General features: G+C 50.0%; 21 protein-coding genes. 2 read left to right on the top strand and 19 right to left on the bottom strand.

The genetic code is table 11. The features are described 5' to 3' along the window. Positions 1-24: 24 nt before the first annotated feature. The 8 genes from OXH16_07370 to OXH16_07335 are packed head-to-tail and all read right to left on the bottom strand — an operon-like array spanning position 25 to position 7,965. Positions 25-759 carry a metallophosphoesterase family protein gene (locus OXH16_07370; GenBank protein ID MCY3681200.1) on the bottom strand — a complete coding sequence of 245 codons (735 nt, stop codon included), beginning with the start codon at positions 757-759 and terminating at the stop codon, positions 25-27. Further along, on the bottom strand, positions 752-1,174 hold the full coding sequence (gene nusB / locus OXH16_07365; protein MCY3681199.1) for a transcription antitermination factor NusB: 423 nt from the start codon (positions 1,172-1,174) through the stop codon (positions 752-754). Before nusB ends, OXH16_07370 begins: the two co-directional genes overlap by 8 nt. Beyond that, positions 1,171-1,647: a 6,7-dimethyl-8-ribityllumazine synthase gene (gene ribE, locus OXH16_07360; protein MCY3681198.1), complete on the bottom strand. Its 477-nt coding sequence runs from the start codon at positions 1,645-1,647 to the stop codon at positions 1,171-1,173. Before ribE ends, nusB begins: the two co-directional genes overlap by 4 nt. After that, on the bottom strand, positions 1,631-2,881 hold the full coding sequence (locus OXH16_07355) for a bifunctional 3,4-dihydroxy-2-butanone-4-phosphate synthase/GTP cyclohydrolase II (GenBank protein MCY3681197.1): 1,251 nt from the start codon (positions 2,879-2,881) through the stop codon (positions 1,631-1,633). Before OXH16_07355 ends, ribE begins: the two co-directional genes overlap by 17 nt. Positions 2,882-2,898: 17 nt before the next feature. Beyond that, positions 2,899-3,543 (bottom strand): riboflavin synthase, encoded by a 645-nt coding sequence (locus OXH16_07350; GenBank protein MCY3681196.1) that lies wholly within the window; start codon positions 3,541-3,543, stop codon positions 2,899-2,901. Between the two features lie 6 nt (positions 3,544-3,549). Continuing rightward, on the bottom strand, positions 3,550-4,242 hold the full coding sequence (locus OXH16_07345; protein MCY3681195.1) for a RibD family protein: 693 nt from the start codon (positions 4,240-4,242) through the stop codon (positions 3,550-3,552). Beyond that, entirely contained in the window at positions 4,242-6,245 is a 2,004-nt protein-coding gene (locus tag OXH16_07340) for a hypothetical protein (protein ID MCY3681194.1), read from the bottom strand. Before OXH16_07340 ends, OXH16_07345 begins: the two co-directional genes overlap by 1 nt. A gap of 16 nt (positions 6,246-6,261) precedes the next feature. Continuing rightward, positions 6,262-7,965 carry a hypothetical protein gene (locus tag OXH16_07335; GenBank protein MCY3681193.1) on the bottom strand — a complete coding sequence of 568 codons (1,704 nt, stop codon included), beginning with the start codon at positions 7,963-7,965 and terminating at the stop codon, positions 6,262-6,264. Between the two features lie 171 nt (positions 7,966-8,136). On the opposite strand from OXH16_07335, the gene OXH16_07330 reads away from it, so the two are divergent. Beyond that, positions 8,137-8,616: a 23S rRNA (pseudouridine(1915)-N(3))-methyltransferase RlmH gene (locus tag OXH16_07330; protein ID MCY3681192.1), complete on the top strand. Its 480-nt coding sequence runs from the start codon at positions 8,137-8,139 to the stop codon at positions 8,614-8,616. A 396-nt stretch (positions 8,617-9,012) separates the two neighbouring features. On the opposite strand, the gene OXH16_07325 is transcribed toward OXH16_07330, so the two are convergent. After that, positions 9,013-10,314, bottom strand: coding sequence for an L-alanine-DL-glutamate epimerase (locus tag OXH16_07325; GenBank protein MCY3681191.1), 1,302 nt, complete (start codon positions 10,312-10,314; stop codon positions 9,013-9,015). Positions 10,315-10,380: 66 nt separating this feature from the next. On the opposite strand from OXH16_07325, the gene udk reads away from it, so the two are divergent. Then, positions 10,381-11,010, top strand: a complete 630-nt coding sequence (gene udk / locus OXH16_07320; protein ID MCY3681190.1) for a uridine kinase — start codon at positions 10,381-10,383, stop codon at positions 11,008-11,010. Between the two features lie 102 nt (positions 11,011-11,112). On the opposite strand, the gene OXH16_07315 is transcribed toward udk, so the two are convergent. The 10 genes from OXH16_07315 to OXH16_07270 form a co-directional block, all read right to left on the bottom strand. Continuing rightward, positions 11,113-11,856 carry a hypothetical protein gene (locus OXH16_07315; protein MCY3681189.1) on the bottom strand — a complete coding sequence of 248 codons (744 nt, stop codon included), beginning with the start codon at positions 11,854-11,856 and terminating at the stop codon, positions 11,113-11,115. 229 nt (positions 11,857-12,085) lie between these two features. Further along, positions 12,086-13,837 (bottom strand): Na(+)/H(+) antiporter subunit D, encoded by a 1,752-nt coding sequence (locus OXH16_07310; GenBank protein MCY3681188.1) that lies wholly within the window; start codon positions 13,835-13,837, stop codon positions 12,086-12,088. After that, positions 13,830-14,108 (bottom strand): hypothetical protein, encoded by a 279-nt coding sequence (locus tag OXH16_07305; protein MCY3681187.1) that lies wholly within the window; start codon positions 14,106-14,108, stop codon positions 13,830-13,832. Before OXH16_07305 ends, OXH16_07310 begins: the two co-directional genes overlap by 8 nt. Then, positions 14,105-15,574: a monovalent cation/H+ antiporter subunit D family protein gene (locus OXH16_07300; GenBank protein ID MCY3681186.1), complete on the bottom strand. Its 1,470-nt coding sequence runs from the start codon at positions 15,572-15,574 to the stop codon at positions 14,105-14,107. The genes OXH16_07305 and OXH16_07300 overlap by 4 nt, the downstream gene beginning before the upstream one ends. Next, on the bottom strand, positions 15,571-17,046 hold the full coding sequence (locus OXH16_07295; GenBank protein MCY3681185.1) for a monovalent cation/H+ antiporter subunit D family protein: 1,476 nt from the start codon (positions 17,044-17,046) through the stop codon (positions 15,571-15,573). The genes OXH16_07300 and OXH16_07295 overlap by 4 nt, the downstream gene beginning before the upstream one ends. Beyond that, positions 17,042-17,398: a cation:proton antiporter subunit C gene (locus tag OXH16_07290; protein MCY3681184.1), complete on the bottom strand. Its 357-nt coding sequence runs from the start codon at positions 17,396-17,398 to the stop codon at positions 17,042-17,044. Before OXH16_07290 ends, OXH16_07295 begins: the two co-directional genes overlap by 5 nt. Further along, complete coding sequence (locus OXH16_07285) at positions 17,395-17,820, bottom strand: Na(+)/H(+) antiporter subunit B (GenBank protein MCY3681183.1); 426 nt, start codon at positions 17,818-17,820, stop codon at positions 17,395-17,397. Before OXH16_07285 ends, OXH16_07290 begins: the two co-directional genes overlap by 4 nt. Beyond that, the gene (locus OXH16_07280) at positions 17,817-18,356 is read right to left on the bottom strand and encodes a DUF4040 domain-containing protein (protein ID MCY3681182.1); all 540 of its coding nucleotides are present in this window, start codon (positions 18,354-18,356) and stop codon (positions 17,817-17,819) included. The genes OXH16_07285 and OXH16_07280 overlap by 4 nt, the downstream gene beginning before the upstream one ends. After that, positions 18,349-18,681 carry a monovalent cation/H(+) antiporter subunit G gene (gene mnhG, locus OXH16_07275; protein ID MCY3681181.1) on the bottom strand — a complete coding sequence of 111 codons (333 nt, stop codon included), beginning with the start codon at positions 18,679-18,681 and terminating at the stop codon, positions 18,349-18,351. The genes OXH16_07280 and mnhG overlap by 8 nt, the downstream gene beginning before the upstream one ends. Beyond that, complete coding sequence (locus OXH16_07270) at positions 18,678-18,968, bottom strand: monovalent cation/H+ antiporter complex subunit F (protein MCY3681180.1); 291 nt, start codon at positions 18,966-18,968, stop codon at positions 18,678-18,680. The genes mnhG and OXH16_07270 overlap by 4 nt, the downstream gene beginning before the upstream one ends. Position 18,969: the final 1 nt, after the last annotated feature.

The following is an 18,969-nucleotide window of genomic DNA, read 5'->3' as shown; positions in this document are numbered from 1 at the left end:
ATTTGTCCTGTGGATAATGAGGTGTCACATCCCAAGTTCTATGCGTTCGGCCAAAAAAGGCGGTAGTCCCGCGGATAAAATTTTAGCCTGTGCTGTTGCCACATCGTAAGACACGCGGCGCAATTGGAGGTTCCCATTTTCCCGGTCCCATACGACAAAAGCCGCCCGCGCATCTCCGTCGCGAGGTTGTCCTACACTGCCGACGTTTACGAGATAGCGGTCATTGTCGGACAACTGCACTTCTCCTTCGCGCGTAAGTACTGTTTTTTGAGATGCCGAGCACACAAATGCGCGGTGAGAATGTCCGACAAAACACATCTCAAAATTGGTTTGATCGAGCATTGACCAGCCATCTTCAGGGTCGAATAAATAGTGCCACAACTCGGGTTCAATTGGCGAAGCGTGGGCATAACAGCAAGCAGTTTCATTTTGAAAGGGTTGGTAAGATCGCAATAGCGAGGCGTTTTCGTCACTCAGCATTTGGACGGTCCATTGTATTGCCGCCAGTGCCACGGGGTTAAAGAACCCCGGATCTTCCAGGCCCACAGCCGCCCAATCGTGGTTGCCCGCCAGCACGAGGTCCGATACTTCGCGCACGCGCTCTATACACATATTGGGGTCTGCGCCATATCCAACGATGTCGCCCAAACATATAATCCGATCTACCTGTGCTTCTGCAATTTTTTCCAGTACGGTTTGCAAGGCTTCGAGATTTCCGTGTACATCTGAAAAAATTGCAATGCGTCCAATATTATCCATTGGGTTGTTCGGCATTCGTCTTGGACAAGGTATCCAGAATACCGTTGATAAAGTTAGAAGCATTGGCTTCGCTAAATTGCTTGGCCAGTTCTATGGCTTCGTCAATAGAGACTTTGTAGGGAATATCTTTGAAATAGCGCATTTCCGCAAGAGCCATCCAGAGTACGATGCGATCGATGCGCGAAACCCGATCCAATGACCAGTTTTCCAGTACGGGCTCAATAGATGCGTCCAGTTCTTCGCGGTGTTCCCAGGCCGTTTGGGCCAGATTGATCGCAAAATTCGAGGTCGATGCCGAAAGACGCGCGCGGATGCACATGGTCTGCGCTGTCTGTTGTACTGGATCGCCCACACTTGCGGTCCAATAAAGCGCTTGTAACGCAGCCTGACGCGCTTTGCGTCTCGATTTAATCATTTTTCCGCTTCCCATGCGGCGATAACCCCAATCATTTCAATCGCGCCCAGGGCAGCTTCCCAGCCTTTGTTGCCGGCTTTTGTTCCCGCCCGTTCTATGGCTTGTTCAATGGTGTCGGTGGTCAAAATGCCAAATGCGGTGGGTACTCCTGTTTCTCGGCCAACGGACGCTACGCCTTTTGAAGCTTCATTGCATACGTAGTCAAAATGCGGCGTGCTGCCTCTGATCACAGCACCCAGACAGATCAGCGCGTCATATCGACCGCTCTGCGCCATTTTTTGCGCCAGGGTGGGAATTTCAAAACTTCCCGGTACCCATACCACGTCTATGGCGTCTGTATCGCCGCCGTGTCGCGCAATACAATCGAGCGCCCCGCCGAGCAATTCTTTGCTGATAAACGCATTGAATCGCCCCACCACAATGCCAAATCGTTTGCCTTTTGCCGATAACTGACCTTCATAAACTTTGGGCATCACTATCTCCTTCATTGTCTAAATACAAGTCGTCCTCTTTAAATAAATGCCCCATTTTTTCTTGCTTGGTTCGCATATATGATAGGTTCCACTTGTTGACCTGAATGGCGACCGGGATGCTGTCTATAATTTCTATTCCATACGCTTCTAATCCCACGCGCTTTGATGGATTATTGGTGATGAGTACGACTTTTCTGATTCCCAAATCGGATAGGATTTGCGCGCCAATGCCGTAGTCTCGTTCGTCCATTTTAAATCCGAGTTTCAAATTGGCTTCTACGGTATCATATCCCTCTTCTTGCAGTTTGTACGCGTGCAATTTTGCCCGCAGGCCAATACCCCGCCCCTCCTGTCGCATATACACCAGTGCTCCGCGTCCTTCTTTTTCGATCATTTCGAGGGCAGAGTGTAAGTTTTTTTCGCAGTCACAGCGCAATGAGCCGAGCGAGTCGCCCGTCAGGCATTCGGAGTGCATCCGCACCATTACGGGTGCATCGCCGGAAAGGTCGCCTTTTACCAGTGCGACGTGTTCGCGTTCATCGACGTCGCTTTCATACAGGTGTAATTGAAACACGCCAAATCGCGTGGGCATATCCACTTGCTCGATACAGCGCACCAGTTTTTCGGAACGGCGGCGATAGGCAATCAGATCGTGAATTGTCGTTACTTTCAAGCCGAATTGATCGGCAATTTCCAAAAGCTGTGGCAAGCGGGCCATGGTGCCGTCTTCATTGAGGATTTCACACAGTACACCGGCGGGATACAGGCCGGCCAAACGCGCCAGATCTACGGCTGCTTCTGTGTGTCCCGCTCGTCTCAAAACTCCGCCGGGCATTGCGCGGAGTGGAAAGATGTGGCCCGGACGACCAAAATTTTCAGGTTGCGATTTGGGATCTACAAATTGTCGAATTGTTTCGGCGCGATCCTGTGCGGAGATACCGGTTGTCACGCCGTAGAGCGCGTCGATGCTCACGGTGAATGGCGTGCCGTGAAGCGCTGTGTTGGTATTGACCATCATGTCGAGGTCGAGTTCTTTGAGGCGGTCGGGTGTTGCGGGCAAGCAGATCAGTCCGCGTCCATGGCGTGCCATAAAATTAATGGCCTCAGATGTGACCTTTTCCGCAGCCATGATGAAGTCGCCTTCATTTTCTCGGTCTTCGTCATCGACGACAATGACGATTTTTCCCGCTCGAATATCTTCGAGGGCTTCTTCTATTGTTGCGATTTTGTCCATATATATCTCTCTGTAAATTAACGGTCGCTCATCATCGCCCGGATGCGATCTTCTGTGAGCGTATTTTTAACATCCCCCAACTGCACCAATCGCTCCAGATAACGCGCGATCATATCCACTTCGATATTTACCCTGTCACCCGGATATTTTTCCGATAGTGTCGTGACTTTTAGTGTGTGCGGAATTGCCGCGATCGAAAAGGTGCGGTCCGTTACTGAGACTACTGTCAGGCTGATTCCGTTGACGGTGACAGAGCCTTTTTCGGCAATATAAGGGGCCAACTCAGACGGCACTTCAAATTCAAATACAATTTGATCCGGAGATTCCGTTCGGTCTTTTACGCGGCCCACGCCATCGACGTGTGCGGCTACGAGATGACCGTCGAGACGGTCGCCGAGTTTTAAAGATCGCTCCAAATTGACGCGGCTACCCACGCGACAATCACCCAATGTGGTTCTTTGCAGTGTTTCTGCTACGGATTCGATCACAAATGTGTCGGTATCAAAATGTACGACGGTATGGCATGCCCCTTCAATGGCAATGCTGTCGCCTATTTTTATGCCGTTGAGGACTTGCTTCGCTGCTATGGTCGTGCGCTGATAATCTGCGCGCGATTCAATATGCCGAATTGTTCCCACTTCTTCTATAATGCCGGTAAACATGGTTGTTCAGGTATTTTTGGACGATTTTTTTACGCGGGCAGTGAATAAGAAATCATTGCCGACGGATTCGACTTTTACGTTTTCAAGTGCAATTGCATCGGTTATCGAAGCAATATCTAAGGATCCGATTGAGGGTATGCCAGCACCCAGTATTTTGGGCGCGACAAATGCGGCTATCCGATCCACCAGACCCAGGCGCAATGCCGATGCAGCCACGCAACTGCCGCCTTCGATCAGGATGTGTCGCAATCCCATTTGAGCGGCTTTTTGCAAGACCGCCTTTAAATTAATTTGACCATTCAGTAGTGGCAACTGCCAGACTTGCGCTCCTTTCTTTTTTCTTTCTTTTATTCGTTTTTTGCACACTTCTTCAGAGGTTGCTATAATCAGGGGTGCTCCGCTAAAAATTTTGGCGTTTGATCCGATTTTTAGCTGAGAGTCCAGTGCGATCTTTGTCGGACTGCATCCATTGACATATCGCACGGATAATTCCGGGTCGTCGGCCATCACTGTGCCGCGTCCGACCAGAATTGCGTCGGCTTCTGCGCGAAGTTTATGCCCGCGCACCCGCGATGCTTTTGATGTGATCCACTTCGAGTCTCCTGTGCAGGTGGCGATGTTGCCGTCCAGTGTTTGCGCCAGCTTTAAGGTGACAAAAGGCAATCCGGTTGACCGATATTTGGTTTCGATTGCGTTCATTATTTCACTTCAAAAACGGTTTTTCCAACACCCACATTGCCCAGTGCATCTTCCGCTTTCACTACGAGTGTATAAGAGCCGGTTTTTAGATTTTGAATGGAGAAATTCAGTGATTCCGTCGGCGAATCAAATATCTGGTCAGTGGGAAAGACTACCTTCCAGTCGTCGGAATTGAGTGAGTACGCTGCCTTGTGAATCGCAGTGGCAGCGTCCTGGATTGAACCGGTTACGCGTACTTTTTTGTCGATCTGTCTTATGTTGTGCAATTGCACAGTTGGAGCCGAATTATCAATTTCAAAGGGCGCACTAACCGCTTCGGCTGTTAATGCCAGTTCGATGGGATTGTCCAATCGGTCTGATGCGACGACCTTTACTTTGACTGTACCATCGGGAACCGCTTCGGTGTGCCAAAAATAATGTGAGGTCTTCAAGTCGTCTTTTAGTAGCCGCCAGTGCGATTCGCCAATACTTCTAAAATACAGGGTATAAATTAAGGCATCGTCGTTGGCATCACCGGCAGTCCAATCAATTTTCCACACGCCTTTTTCCATAAATTCTGGATTTTCACCTTCGTTGCCAGACTGGTCGGCCTCGGCTTTAACCTGTAATATTCTGGGATGAACATTGTCCTGTAAGCCCGCGAGTTTGATAGAACGCACCAGAGGTGTCACATTTTCTGATTGTGTCTTCAAAGTCAACCGATATTGCAAAAAACGCCCGGGGCGACTGGTAATGGGTTTTCCCGATGTGGTGATTGGCTCTGACCACGCGCTCCACGTATCATCGGGTTCTTCGCTGTTGCCGGACCGCGTTTGAACAGCGACGGATGTTTCTTCCGGTGTTTCGCTTTGCCAGGATACGCGCCCCCAATGCGATACCCGATCAAAGTCATAGGGTTCAGAAGTGAGTTGCCCTTCCCGGGCAAATTCTTTTTCTATGCGATAAATTTCGCCGGATCCACTGCCCCCAATCCACAGTGCATTTTTGTGTGCGGCAACCATAACATAGGGATTTATATCTTTTAGTTCTGCGAGCAATGTGGCGTTGCCATCGGGCCAAACGCGATGTACGCGGCCGTGTTTTCCCGTGACGACTTTTACTGTTCCGTCGGCATCTATTACGGAATCCAACAACATCGGATCATCGGTGTTCCACAGTCGCATTGCCAATCCCGAAGGTCGGACCGCATACAGTGTTGCGCCGGGTTGATCTGACCTTTTTTGTTCTCTTCCATTTCCTTCTGTTCGACCACTTTGCGCCATCGCTGTTGCGTAAATTGTGCCGTTGGGCGCTACACTCAGCGAGTGAATCTCTTTTTCACGGGCATCGTAAAGCACATCTGCACCACCCTGAGTGCGCACCTGATAAATCAGGCCGCTGTTGTCTGTGCCCGCATAAATTTCGCCCTGAGCACCTGTCGCGAGCGATACCACATTGGGGTCTTTGCACGCGTAGAGCGCGGTGACTTTGCCCTGTTTGTCAATTTTCAAAACGCGTCCCTGGTCACCGCCGGTACCCGCGTATAAGCTACCGTCTGGATGTGCGATTAGTGCAAATACGTGGCGATCACCTGTCTGACAAAATTCCGCAGGTTTTTGTCCCGGGGCGATGCGGTAGATCAGTCCGCCCGGCGATGTGCCCGCGTAAATAGCACCATCTGCGCCAACGGCGAGGCTAAAAATGTGAACTGTTGCGGAGTCGGGGGCATCAAATAACAGTTCTGCCCGATCGCTGTCGGGTTTGAGCATGTAAATTCGACCTTTATTGCCGGTTCCGATGTACAGGGTTTTGTCCTTATCTACAGATAATGTCCACACAAAGTCTTCACCTGTATCTGCTACCCGTTTATAGGATGGTGCCAATGTCACTGTGCCTTCCCGCGTGAGCGATACGCCATCGGGTTCTCCTTTCAGGAAAGCCGTCTGTGAATTTTCTCGCCAAATTTTGGGCGACACGGCGTTTGCGATTGTTCCAAGTAGGACGAAAAGCAGTACCTGTGTCATTCCTGCTCTCAATATTCTATCTTTTTTCTTCACCCGAGCCTCTCCTGCCTGAAAAAGTTGCACTACCGTCTTTGCCCACGACCAGAAGTGCCGTTTGACTGCCGGTCAATACATAGTTGGTCCGTACCTGTTTTTGGCTATATACTGACTGCTGTGACTTTTGCACGACATCTGACCCACGCGCCAGTGATAGTGCTGACAGAACCGAAGTGGGCAATCCCGAGATTTCGCGTCCGCCCATTGTCACGCTGGGGCGGGAAGCTATGAATCTCGCAACGAGTACATCATTGCGCCCCGATTTCTCGATCAGACCAATCAGTTCATTTAGTGTTTTGGGTTGATGAGCGGTGCGTTTCATATCTTGTAATCGCTGTTCGCGTTCATTCACAATCTGCAATATCAAACGTCCTGGTGCTATAAATCCGGGAATTGGCAAGGCGATATTTACGGTCTCGCGCTTGCCCAGCAACGGAGCCAGCGCAATAGAGACGTGTACTGTATCGCCCGGTTCGTAGCGCGAACGATCCAATCGCAGCCCTTCTATACGCGCACTCTGGGTGCGTTCCTCAACGGCTAATTGGAATATAGCCGAGTCAATATTGGCATCGACAAAAGGATTCTGGATCACTTGTGCAAGGGGTTGTGTCAAGCCCAATACCGCCAACCCAAGTCCCTGAGTACCTGCGTATTTATTTTTTATTATGACGGGTTCGCGTTTGGGCAGGTGCAATGTCAATTGTCCTGCAACAGTGGTTTCACCCGTCAATTTCTCAGCGGAGATAACAGAGGTCGCTACGGCCATTCGCACCAGCAACGGTCCCAATTCTCTGTGGCGAAATACCTCCATATTAAACGAGGCGTCGTGGTTGGGAGATACGACAGAGATGCGCACTGGCATCATTTCTGCTTCAGATCCTATTACGCCAGCAATGCCCGGTGCGCGATCTTGCAAGATCACGCCGATATGTCGCGATGCAGTGCCTACCTTAAACGAAAGCATCTGGCTGGAAATCACTTCGTGAATAAATGCTGCGGTCATAGACATCGCCGTGCGACCACCAAATAACAGGGGATGCCCAAATCCCACTACTTTATCATCCACGCGATGCGTCAGGGTGCCAATACCTGTGACACTGAGATCGCCCCGAACCAATTGTACGCCCAGAGGCGCGCCCGGTTCAAATGGACCGATAGATAGGGATGGGTCTGTTCCACCCCCACCCTGCATGGGCAACAGGCCGTATTTTGAAAATTCACCGCGATATTCCGCGACCACTTGCGGAGCAAATCCCGAGAGCATCAAAGGTATAGCCACGGGTTTTAGCACGCCGCCATGTACACCATCTATTTGTCCATCCCACGGCGCAGATCCAAATGTCGCGTTCGACAGGGTGTCCTGCGATGTGCGTTGGAGCACCGTCATCATTTCGCCGATTGGCGTGATTCCCGCAATTGGCTCTTCGGCGAATGCGCCAATGCTGTAGCCGACTGCGCCGATGAGTTTGCCCTCGATATATACAGGACTGCCACTCATGCCAGCGATAACGCCCGTTTGCGCCATGGGGCCACCGGATAGGCGAGCGAGAATTATGTCGCTTTTTGGGCCAAAAACATTGCGCAAAACACCTAATACTTCGACGCCAAATGTATCGATACGGGTGCCTTGGAATACCGTGCGGCCAACGCCTTTCATGCCGCGCTGGATATCATCGACGGCCATGTATAACTCGGCACAACTCGATCCATATAGTATGCAGATTGTGAAAAATGTCAAAAATCGAGAGCGCATGGTTCTATAGAATGAGGTGAAAGAAAATTTCGCATTTTGATATTATACCGTTTTTTGGGGCAGTGAACAAGTTTCTTGTAAAACATATCTAATCTGAGTATAATGGCAAATATGCAGATCACTCTGGTCACTGTGGGCAGGTTCAAAGACGCCTGTTATCAAGGCGCCGCACAAAATTATATCAAACGGCTGAAACACTACGTCGCTTATGATGAGATCGAAGTGCGCGAAGAGCGCGGTGGCAAAAATGCCCGTGTGTCTGATATTATCGAAAAGGAAGGCCGGCGCCTTTTAAGTGCACTGCATCCAGATGCTACTGTGGTTGCTCTTGGGCCTTCTGGCAAATTGTGTCGTTCTGAAATTTTAGCCAAACGATTGAATCATCTGCGCGTACAAGGAAAAAGCCGCCTCATTTTTCTCATTGGCGGCCCTTTTGGGCTTGCATCCCGAGTTTTGTCGCGTGCCGATTGGCATCTGTCACTTTCACCTATGACTTTTCCACACGAATTGGCGCGCGTTATCTTGCTCGAGCAACTCTATCGCGCTTTCACGATTATCAGAGGTGAAAATTATCACAAGTGAAAAAATTTAGAAACTGCTTAAAATCAGCCCGGGGGCAGGCGACCCACACAGCCTGGGAGAGATGATTCGGCAGAGAATCCGGCTACGTTGAGTCAACTCGCCCCCGGGTTTTTTTATTATGTCAAAACCAAACGTGTGCTGATATGGATTAAATCAGTAATAGCGAGTTCACTAATTCAAATGTGTGATAGAGAGAACAGGAACGGGGGGAGTTCAGATAAGCTATTCACAGATGACGGAGAATATCCGATGGGGAATCGGGATCACCTGCTTGACTCGGGGGGAATTGACGAGTTTTTATTACAAAGACGGCATTAAAATAAGCCATTGTTTTTATTAAGTCAAGATTACTTTTTTGTTTCATCTGGTATGCGCCAGATATTGTGTATCAAATCATTATTTACCACAGCCCAATGTGGTTCTATTTTTAAATAATCGCGTGTACACAACTGGTTCTTCAAAAATCCCTCCGCTTTGATTGTAGTAGTTTTCATCCAATACAAATGCACCATCTCTGGGTCGCAACCACGATGCATTGGGCAGGGGATATTCTGAGAGCATGCGATCCCATGTTCCGTAATTTTCCGGGCCGTTGGATTCCATCAATCCCCCTTTCACACCGGGAAATGCGGGCAATCGCGCGGCCACGTTTTTGTTCCATTCCACGAGTACGGGTACACACGCATTATCCGCCACAAAACACGGCACACTATATCGCGTTGCCGCCTCGATCATGCGGAAAGCCAATGAGAGGGTTTTGCCCGCGGGTTTGATCGCCATAGCGCCATATCCCTGCTCCAGACGGGTGTGTACATCTGCAACGGTTTCGATGCTTTCATCCCCTGCAAAACGGGCGGGCAAGCCGTGTACGTCGATATCTGATGGGCGAGAAAAGGGTTCTTCAATCAGGACAATGCGATCTATCATACCTTCATTGTCCGCATGATCTAATAAGCGCGCCATGCTGTCTTTTTTGCCATAACGACCATTGGCATCGAGATAATAGAGCACCTGACCCGAATCGGTCATCTCCGTTTCATACTGAGATGCCAGACTGTGAATCTGCGACAGACAGGCCATGTCTGTTTTTACCATTTCGGTTTCATCTCCTGGGTGCCCAATTTTGATTTTTAGTATGTACGCTCCGCTATCTAAAATTGCCCGCAATTCATCTATGGGCAGGGTATAACTCACTGCGGGGACAAGCGCGACATGCGATTGGCGATGGGATAAAAATGAGAGAAATTTTTCTGGGATTAAGGCGTCGAAGGTCGATAGTTCCTTCCGCTTTGCATACAAGGTCCAGGCGGCGTTGTCCAGTGCCACCAGTGCAATTAGCGCAAATGTTCGGCGCAATTCCCCATGGCCTGTGATCGCTTTGGCAAAAGAAAAGACGTCGTTTTCAATGGTGTCGAATAATGCCATGGGGTTGGAAAAATTTTTTCCCTTGATGTGCTGTAGTGCGAATTCCAGGAGAGACGCTTGAAGCAAATTGCCGCCCATTTCCGTATGCGCAGCAAATACGGTAGCGTCTGACCACAGTACGGCCAAACCACCTATCCCAAAAGCCTCATACCCATCGGCATCTTTTAAGCGCACGACGAGATTCCACTTTTCGTGAAAAGCCGATCCCTTAAATGCAAAGGGCCGCGCGAATGGTTCGCGCTGAATTTCTAAATCTGTTTCGACAATGTGCATTTGTTTGTATCCTTTGATAGAACGGCACAGGGACCGTCCCCTAAACGGCATTCAGAGATAATATACATGCCCCCAAAAATTTGCAAGCCCTACGTAGTTGGTATTGCCGGAGGCACTGGCGCGGGTAAGACCACACTTGCCCATATACTTTTTGATCATCTCGGTGAAGATCGTGCTCTACGGATTGCCCACGATGCGTATTATCGCGATTTTTCTCATATCCCGGCAGACCAGCGCGGGCAAATCAATTTCGATCATCCCGATGCACTTGAGACAGATTTGCTGGTCCAACATCTTCAGGCACTATCCCGCGGGGAGACCGTATTGATACCAACTTATGATTTTGCGACCCATTCCCGTTCTAATAGAACACTTGAGTTATGCCCGCGTCCCATTATTATTGTGGAAGGCATTCTCCTGTTGGTGGAACAAATACTGCGCGATGTCCTGAATTTGAAAATTTTTGTGGATGCACCGCCAGATATTCGCCTGATTCGTCGCATTAATCGGGATGTCGATGAACGCGGGCGCACCCCCGAATCCGTTACCCTTCAATACCTCGAAACCGTGTGCCCCATGCACGATGCTTATGTCGAACCGTCCCGCAAATATGCCGATCTCATCGTTTGCGGAGATCGCGATTTTACCATTGCAGCGGATTTGATTTTGGGACATCTATGTACCCTGCAAAAATAAAGGGGAGACCTCAAAAGATCTCCCCCTCTCGCCTGGTCGCATCTGATTAACCACGCCACGAAGCAAACCAGAAATGCCGACCCGGGTCGAGAATTGAATAACTTACTGCCCAAATCCGATGCTCACGCCTCCCCAAATAGTGCGGTTGTCGGGATTGATTTTTGTATCGGCATAAGAAAATGCAAGGGTCGGCGCTATCGAAATTGAGCAGGCATTACAACTGAGAGACGCTGTAACCGTGACATCGTTAAAACCCGTTTTATTCTCACCCGTTTCATCTGCGTAATTGCTCATGGCAACACTTGCACCGATGCTCAACACTTGCCCGTCTTCTGAGCCGAGTGGAATGTCATAGCCAGCCGACAAAGACGCATACCACGCTTCGACCAGACCAAAGTCGTAATAAAATGTCAGTGCGGGTGATATGGCGTTGTCCAGAGATAGCCCAATATAAGCTTCTTGTGAGAGATTTGAGTCTTCATCCGCACTGGGAAATACGTATTGAATATACCCGATGGAAATGCCCAGGCCCATGTCATCGCTCAAGGACCTCGAATAGTCGGCATAAAAGTCGAGTTCATCGACATTTTGGGTCTGTGTATCGGGATTTCTGTCATCAATACGGTCCTGCACAAACCACGATCCCCACGCGCCTAACGACAAACCGGTTTCACCGAATCCCACTTCAATACCCGGCTGGGCCACAATTTTGTCATCGGCTCCGAGCACATAACCGCGCCAAATATATCCCGTGTAGCTATCCAGAGTAATACCGACCGACATCTGAGCATTTGCGGGGACGGTGAGCATTATTCCTACAAGTAAAATGCCACATAATTTCTTCATAATTCCCTCCTGATGAGTTTATACACAGTGATGCATGATGACCTGTATGCAAAATTTTGTGGCGTACACACAGACCATGTTTTGGTTTTTGAAGCATGCGCTTTTAGTTTTCCCTTTTCTCCTTTCTAAAAATATATGCGAAAGATGTTTCCTCAGGGTTTCTTAAAAATAAAAAAAAATGAAATAAAAAACAAAAATACGTCCAATGTTTCAATTGTGTAAACGGTTATTAAAAATAGTAAATCAGATAAATTGCGAGAAAAATAATTGCGATGAGTACATTGCTTTGCGATAACCACGAGCGGCCAAATAGTCCTCTATTATTGTGTTGTGCCCGAATAGCCGCAATGAGTTTTTGAATCACCGCCTTTGCACCCGCAAAAAAACGATCCACGACCAGTCCACCTGTGCGGACTATGGCGCGAATACCTTTTGGTAAAGCGCGTCGATAAATCCAGTCGAAGTCGAGATTTACACCGGGCAATTCGGGAGGGTGCTTACCTATCAATATCAGTATTCCGACAATACCGCGCTTCTTTTGGGTTTCCAGGGATGCGTCGATTTCATTGGTCAACATCAAGACCGCAAATGCCAGTACTGCGAAGAAGACCAGTTGGAGTTGGAGCACGACATGGGTCGTGGTATAAGGCACGTAATCTACGGGATGCGGCAACAGGTTGTAGAGCAGCGGTGGATAGGAGCCGATGACGACACAGAGTATGGCTGAGATGGTCATGGCGATCCGCATGTTGAGGGGTGCTTCGGAACAGCGAATTCCAGAATCATGCGCGAAGAAGGAAAAAAATGGAATTTTGACGCCTGCGTGGTGAAGCACGCCCGCCGATGCAAATAAGAGCACCAGCCAGATTGTCACAGCGCCACTGTCGGCCACGCCCTGCATGACCATGGATTTGCTGATAAACGCGTTGAACAGGGGTATTGCGGATATGGATGCGGCGCCTATAATACAGCAGGCACAGGTCCAGGGCATGGACTTGTAAAGGCCACCTAGTTCTGAGGCATTGATACGCCCGCTGGAGAATAAGACAGCGCCCATGGACATGAATAGCAGCCCTTTGAATAGCACGTCATTGAATGCATGCGATACTGCGCCGTTAATGCCCAGTGCGCCTCCGATGCCAATGCCCGCGACCATAAATCCGATCTGGTTGATCATGCTGTAGCTCAATACGCGGCGCATGTCATTTTCGATGGCTGCGTAGAATATCGGAAAGATGGTCATGATGGCGCCGATGTAGATGAGCAGGTCTTCACCGGCAAATCCGCGCGCGAGGGCATATACAGCGGCTTTGGTGGTGAATGCACTCAGAAATACCGTGCCCACGGGTGTGGATTCTGGATAGGCGTCGATCAGCCAGTTGTGGAGCAGGGGAAAGGCGCATTTGATTCCAAAGGCAAAAAATATCAGGTAGTGATGTCCCTCATTTAGTCCGATGTGATCAAAGGCAAGGGATTTTGTGTTTAAATAGTAGAATACCGCACCGAGCAGGAGGAGCAATCCCGACGAGATGTGCATGACCAGATAGCGCATTCCCGACCGCAGTGCCCGCTCACCGCCGCGCGCCCACACGAGGAATACCGATGTGATTGCCAGCAATTCCCAGAAGATGAATAGGGTGATCAGATCGCCGGCAAATACCGCCCCAACCGCCGATCCCGCATAGATTAATCCCGTGCCGATTTGCAACCGGTCTTTGAGATGTAGCGCGTAGATTGCGCCGATAAAAGCCGCCAGGTGGAATAGGTACCCAAATAGCATGCTCAAGCGGTCCGCGCGCAATACGGTCAGTTCGTAGCCGCCCCAGGTGATGTGCCACAGGGTGCCATCGGCAATGGTCAGCAGGTTTAAAAATCCGAGCACGGGCAAGCATACCGACGCGATGCGGCGCGGTGTGGTTGGCAGACAAAATAAAAACAGGCCGCCCGCCAGCAGGATCAGTGCGGGATGAACCTCACTCATCGTAATAGTCCTCCGACCGTAACAGCGCTTTTCTCAAGAATATGGAGCCCCAGACGATTAGTAAATAAGCGACAAATCCGTAAATGGCGTAGAATCCAAATCGGCCTTCAATTGGCAATTCGCCTTCGGCAAATGTCAGGTGCCGATGTACGATGAGGTCGGTCAGGATCAACAACCCACACCACGCGAAGAAGCCCAAAATCAGCCAGCGCACGGTGCCGAGATGGTCCAACAGGCGTTCATTCTGTTTTGGGGATTCGGGATGGTTCATGGCATGGCCTCTCCGATCATGAGCAACAGGTGCAGAACAGGTTCGGGATAGATATAGAGTACCAGGCAGCCGATAGCTGTAAATGATAAGGGGATCACACATGCAAGCGGTGCTTCGTGCAGACCGTCTGCGTGATGGTCATCGGTTGCGGACGCAAAAAATGCATAGATGGGAATGGGCAATAAATAGAGGACGTTGAGCAGGGAACTCATCAGCAATACCCCTGCGGCCACATACTGATGGGCTTCAATTGTCGCCAATACCAGGTACCACTTGCTCCACGCGCCCGCAAAAGGTGGAATTCCGATAATGCTCAAAGCACCGATCAAAAAGGCGAACATGGTAAATGGCATCTGCCGTCCAATGCCTTTCATGTCGCTAATTTCTGTTTTGTGCAAGGCCACCAGGATGGCTCCAGCACAAAAGAACAGGGTGATTTTGCCAAAGGCGTGCGTTACGATGTGCATGCTGCCGCCCAGTACACCCAGGTCATTTGCCAGTGACGCTCCCAGCACGATGTAGGATAATTGGCTGATTGTAGAGTACGCCAGTCGCGCTTTTAAGTTGTCCTTAGTCATCGCTACCAGCGATCCCACCAGAATGGTGAAGCCCGCGATGTAGGTCAGCCATTCGCTGAGGCCCGCGTCCGAAAGCAGGTCTGTGCCAAAGAGATAGACCACCACTTTCATTATCGTAAATACGCCGGCTTTTACCACGGCTACGGCGTGTAGTAATGCGCTGACAGGTGTAGGCGCGACCATTGCCGAGGGCAACCATCGGTGGAATGGCATTAACGCCGCTTTTCCGGTTCCAAAGGCATAGAGGCCGAGCAGGACGATTACAATGCCTTCACTTGCTTTGCCGGTTAGAATACCGCCCGGCGCAAATTCCAGCGTGCCGGTCAATTGCCAGGTCCACACCATGCCCAGCAACAAGAATCCCACGGAAGTACTCATCAAGATGCCCATGTATATTCGCCCGGCGCGCATGGCTTCTTCGCTGCGGTGGTGTGTTACAAGTGGATATGTCGATAGGGTCAATATCTCGTAAAATATGAAGAGGGTGAACATGTTGCGGGCAAAAGCCACGCCCAGAGCAGCCGAGATCGCAAATGCGAAGAATACAAAAAACCGCGTCTGATTTTCTTCGTGGTGCCCGCGCATGTACCCGATGGCATAGATCGTGGTGACTATCCACAAACCCGACGCGATGAGGGCAAATATCATGCCCAATGGCTCTACCTGAAATGCCAGTGATAGGCCCGGCATTACGTCTGTGACATGCGCGGCGGGCTGTGCGCCGTCCATTACCGAAGGCAGGAGTGAAAGCACAGTGCCAAAGGTCAATACAGCCGCAATCAATCCGATGGCTTCGCGCACATTGGGGCTGCGCGAGGTCAGTGCAATAAAGGGCATGCCCAGAAGCGGTAACGCGATGGATAGGAGTATGGCTGTTGATCCACTCACGGCGTTACCCCCAGTAATAATTCGGCGGCGCGTTGTGCTATGTTGACGGTTAAGTCCGTTTGAATACCAAAATACAATGTCGCTCCCGTCAAAATCCACATGGAGATCTGCATCATTAACGGTGCTTCCTTTATATTGGAATCATCATCGGCTTTCTGAAAATAGGCCACTTCAACGACGCGCCACACATATACTACGGCGAGTAGAGAACTGAGCAGGGCCAGCAGTGCTACGGGCCACCATCCGGCTTCCAGCGCGGCAAGGATCAAATACCATTTGCTGATAAAGCCCACTGTTAACGGCACGCCAATCAAGCTCAGACCTGCCAGCACAAAAGCCGCCATTGTTATGGGCATGCGTCGCCCAAGGCCCTTCCAGTCAGCGAGGTTAGATGATCCGAGGCGCAATACCACGCAGCCCACGGCCAAAAATAGGGCGGCTTTCATCAGGGCGTGATTAAACAGGTGAACAATCCCGCCGGTCAATCCGGTTATGGAAACAAAGCCGATGCCCAGCATTATGTACCCGATTTGCGCCACGCTTGAATAAGCCAATAACCGCTTTATATTGGTCTGGTATATGGCGGATAGGGATGCCACGTAAATCCCGATGAGGGATAGGGGAATTAAAAAGATGTCGAGGTTGAGTTTTTCAAATACAAATTCGGCACCCCATACGGTAAATGTGAATCTCAGAAATACGTAGATGGATACTTTTGTCGCTGTTGCAGCCAGAAAAGCCGTGACTAAAGAGGGGGCGTAACAATAGGCGTTGGGCAACCACATGTGCAACGGGAACATCGCCAGTTTGATTAACATGCCTACGGTTAAGAAGGCGAATGCGACCATTGCTGTGCGGGTTTCGAACATGGCGGGCAATCGCCCGGAGAGATCAAACATATTCAGCGTGCCGGTCATCATGTACATCAGACCGATGCCGATGACAATAAACGTGGCTCCCAGTGTGCCCATGAGGAGGTATTGATAAGATGCAGTCAGTGCACGCCGATCGCGTCCCATGGCGATGAGGGTATAGGACGATAGCGATGATATTTCCAGAAATACAAAGACGTTAAACGCGTCGCCCGTGATTGTAATGCCCATCAATCCGGTGAGGCATAGCAAATAAGCTGTATAAAACAAATAATGCTGCTTACCGGAGACTTCATCCACCACGCTCGGCTGTGCAAAAAACATCAGCACGGCGGCGATGATCGAAACCAGCAGCAGCACATAAGCGTTGATCGTATCGACGCGGTATTCAATGCCCCAGGGGGCAATCCATCCGCCTATTGCATACGAGATCACGCCTTCTTCGAGCACGCGGATGAGTAGCATAGATGCTATGCCCAAAGAGGCCAAACACACGAAAGATGCAAAAGCCCACACCAGCGTTTTTTGCCGCAATAACACACATAAGGGGGCCGATACAAGGGGTACGACGATCAACAATATGGGCAGATGCATATCAATCATTCACGCGGTCCTGTTCTATGATTTCATCTTCCTCAATTGTATCATAAGCTTCCCCAATTCGCACGACGAGTGCCAAACCCAGGGAGAGGGTTGCGATGCCCACGACAATTGCCGTCAGGATGAGTACATGGGGCAATGGGTTGGAATACACTTCAATACCTTCTTCCAAAATGGGCGCAGTGCCGCCGCTTACTTTTCCCACGGTGATATAGAGCAAGAAAACGGAAACCTGGAAGATACTCAGGCCAATCAATTTTTTGATGAGATTGGGGCGCGCAATAGCGGTGTACAATCCAATCATCATCAAGACCATACAGGCCCAGTAGTTGAATAATCCTACGGAGATCATCGCAATCGCCTCCGACCTGCAAAAGAAAAAAAGATGGCTATCATTACGGCAGCCACGGTAATACCCACGCCGAGTTCAACCAGAAAGATGCCCAGATGTTGTCCGTGCGATGCAGTTTCCGGATCCAGAGCAGTGTAATTCAGGAAATTGTAACCGAGAAATAGGGAGACCAATCCCGTGCCCGCATAGAGCAAGACGCCGAGTGCGACGAGCGTTTCAATGGTGCGGGGTTTTACAATTTTCTTTGTGGCTTGCAAGCCAAAAATGAGCGTGTAGAGCACCACTGCTGCGGCAAAAATCACACCGGCTTGAAATCCTCCTCCGGGTCCGAAGTCGCCGTGAAATTGCACGTAGAGTGCGAATAACAGAATCGGAGGAATGAACCACTTGCCCACTACGCGGGGAATACTCTGATGTCTCATTGCCCGTCCTCCTTGCGCCTGATATGTCCCAGGAGCAATATTACGCCGACGCCAGCCGTAAAAATCACGGCTACTTCACCCAGTGTATCGTATCCCCGGTAGCTCGCCAATACCGATGTTACAATATTGGGGATTCCCATTTCTTCTCCCGATTTTTCAATATAGCGATCGGCAACGTGTGTGTGAACGGGCGCATTGGGATCGCCGAACATCGGCATGTCCAGTGTGCCGTAAATAAGCGCGCTACCCGTAATGAACACCACGAGCAGTGCCAATGCGTTATTTTTTTTGGCAATTTTTTCTTCGCGCGTCGTCAATGATAATGTGCCCAGGAGGAGCACGGTTGACACACCGGCTCCGACAGCCGCTTCGGTAAATGCGACATCGACGGCGTCGAGCAATGTAAATACGATAGCCGCGAGGAAGCTGAATATGCCCAGCATCATTGCGGCCATAAACAAATTGTGCATTCGGGAAACCGCAATCGCGAGTACTATCATAAAAGACAGCAGGGCGATGTCCAGTATTTCAGTCATGCTCATTTTTCCCTTTGTTGTCGGGGTCGCTTAAAAAAGGCTTGAGGCCCGACGTAAATGCCGCTTTGCCTACCGCGTGGGTCGATGTGGGACTGGTGATGAGTAATATCACCAGAATCATCACCAGTTTTACTGTGACCGTTGTCAGGCCGCCCTGAAACATCAATCCTATGAGAACGAGGCCCGCCCCCAGTGTGTCGGTAATGCCACCGCCGTGCATGCGGCTGTAAAAATCGGGTAAGCGCAACAGGCCCAGGCCGCCTATCATGCATAGAATACATCCCGGGATAAGGCAAATCCAGCTCAATATATCGAGAATCGTCATGGTTTTTGGGTCCTGTTTTGTTCTTCGGGATCGGCACCAAGATCATTATAGGTCACAAATTTTAGAACGGCCAATGTGCCGATAAAGTTGATCAATACATAAATCAGGGCGAGATCCAGAAAATCGGGTCGGTCAGTTAAAAATCCGAGTACGGCAATAAATAATACGGTTTTGGTGCCAAACATATTTACCGATAGGATGCGATCGTACACAGTTGGCCCCAATAGGGCGCGGCAAAGTGCCAATGCCATGGTGACCACTATGCCGATCATTGCCGCAATAAACATC

Source organism: Gemmatimonadota bacterium (assembly GCA_026705765.1).
GTDB lineage: Bacteria > Latescibacterota > UBA2968 > UBA2968 > UBA2968 > VXRD01.
Note: the sequence above shows the minus strand (reverse complement) of the source record. Positions and strands in the feature narration are given on the sequence as shown.

Excerpts from the sequence above, each read along its gene's own strand:
- OXH16_07370 (MCY3681200.1), bottom strand. The coding sequence starts at position 759 with ATGGATAATATTGGACGCATTGCAATTTTTTCAGATGTACACGGAAAT.
- nusB (MCY3681199.1), bottom strand. The coding sequence starts at position 1,174 with ATGATTAAATCGAGACGCAAAGCGCGTCAGGCTGCGTTACAAGCGCTT.
- ribE (MCY3681198.1), bottom strand. The coding sequence starts at position 1,647 with ATGCCCAAAGTTTATGAAGGTCAGTTATCGGCAAAAGGCAAACGATTT.
- OXH16_07355 (MCY3681197.1), bottom strand. The coding sequence starts at position 2,881 with ATGGACAAAATCGCAACAATAGAAGAAGCCCTCGAAGATATTCGAGCG.
- OXH16_07350 (MCY3681196.1), bottom strand. The coding sequence starts at position 3,543 with ATGTTTACCGGCATTATAGAAGAAGTGGGAACAATTCGGCATATTGAA.
- OXH16_07345 (MCY3681195.1), bottom strand. The coding sequence starts at position 4,242 with ATGAACGCAATCGAAACCAAATATCGGTCAACCGGATTGCCTTTTGTC.
- OXH16_07340 (MCY3681194.1), bottom strand. The coding sequence starts at position 6,245 with ATGACACAGGTACTGCTTTTCGTCCTACTTGGAACAATCGCAAACGCC.
- OXH16_07335 (MCY3681193.1), bottom strand. The coding sequence starts at position 7,965 with ATGGCCGTCGATGATATCCAGCGCGGCATGAAAGGCGTTGGCCGCACG.
- OXH16_07330 (MCY3681192.1), top strand. The coding sequence starts at position 8,137 with ATGGCAAATATGCAGATCACTCTGGTCACTGTGGGCAGGTTCAAAGAC.
- OXH16_07325 (MCY3681191.1), bottom strand. The coding sequence starts at position 10,314 with ATGCACATTGTCGAAACAGATTTAGAAATTCAGCGCGAACCATTCGCG.
- udk (MCY3681190.1), top strand. The coding sequence starts at position 10,381 with ATGCCCCCAAAAATTTGCAAGCCCTACGTAGTTGGTATTGCCGGAGGC.
- OXH16_07315 (MCY3681189.1), bottom strand. The coding sequence starts at position 11,856 with ATGAAGAAATTATGTGGCATTTTACTTGTAGGAATAATGCTCACCGTC.
- OXH16_07310 (MCY3681188.1), bottom strand. The coding sequence starts at position 13,837 with ATGAGTGAGGTTCATCCCGCACTGATCCTGCTGGCGGGCGGCCTGTTT.
- OXH16_07305 (MCY3681187.1), bottom strand. The coding sequence starts at position 14,108 with ATGAACCATCCCGAATCCCCAAAACAGAATGAACGCCTGTTGGACCAT.
- OXH16_07290 (MCY3681184.1), bottom strand. The coding sequence starts at position 17,398 with ATGATCTCCGTAGGATTATTCAACTACTGGGCCTGTATGGTCTTGATG.
- OXH16_07285 (MCY3681183.1), bottom strand. The coding sequence starts at position 17,820 with ATGAGACATCAGAGTATTCCCCGCGTAGTGGGCAAGTGGTTCATTCCT.
- OXH16_07280 (MCY3681182.1), bottom strand. The coding sequence starts at position 18,356 with ATGACTGAAATACTGGACATCGCCCTGCTGTCTTTTATGATAGTACTC.
- mnhG (MCY3681181.1), bottom strand. The coding sequence starts at position 18,681 with ATGACGATTCTCGATATATTGAGCTGGATTTGCCTTATCCCGGGATGT.
- OXH16_07270 (MCY3681180.1), bottom strand. The coding sequence starts at position 18,968 with ATGTTTATTGCGGCAATGATCGGCATAGTGGTCACCATGGCATTGGCA.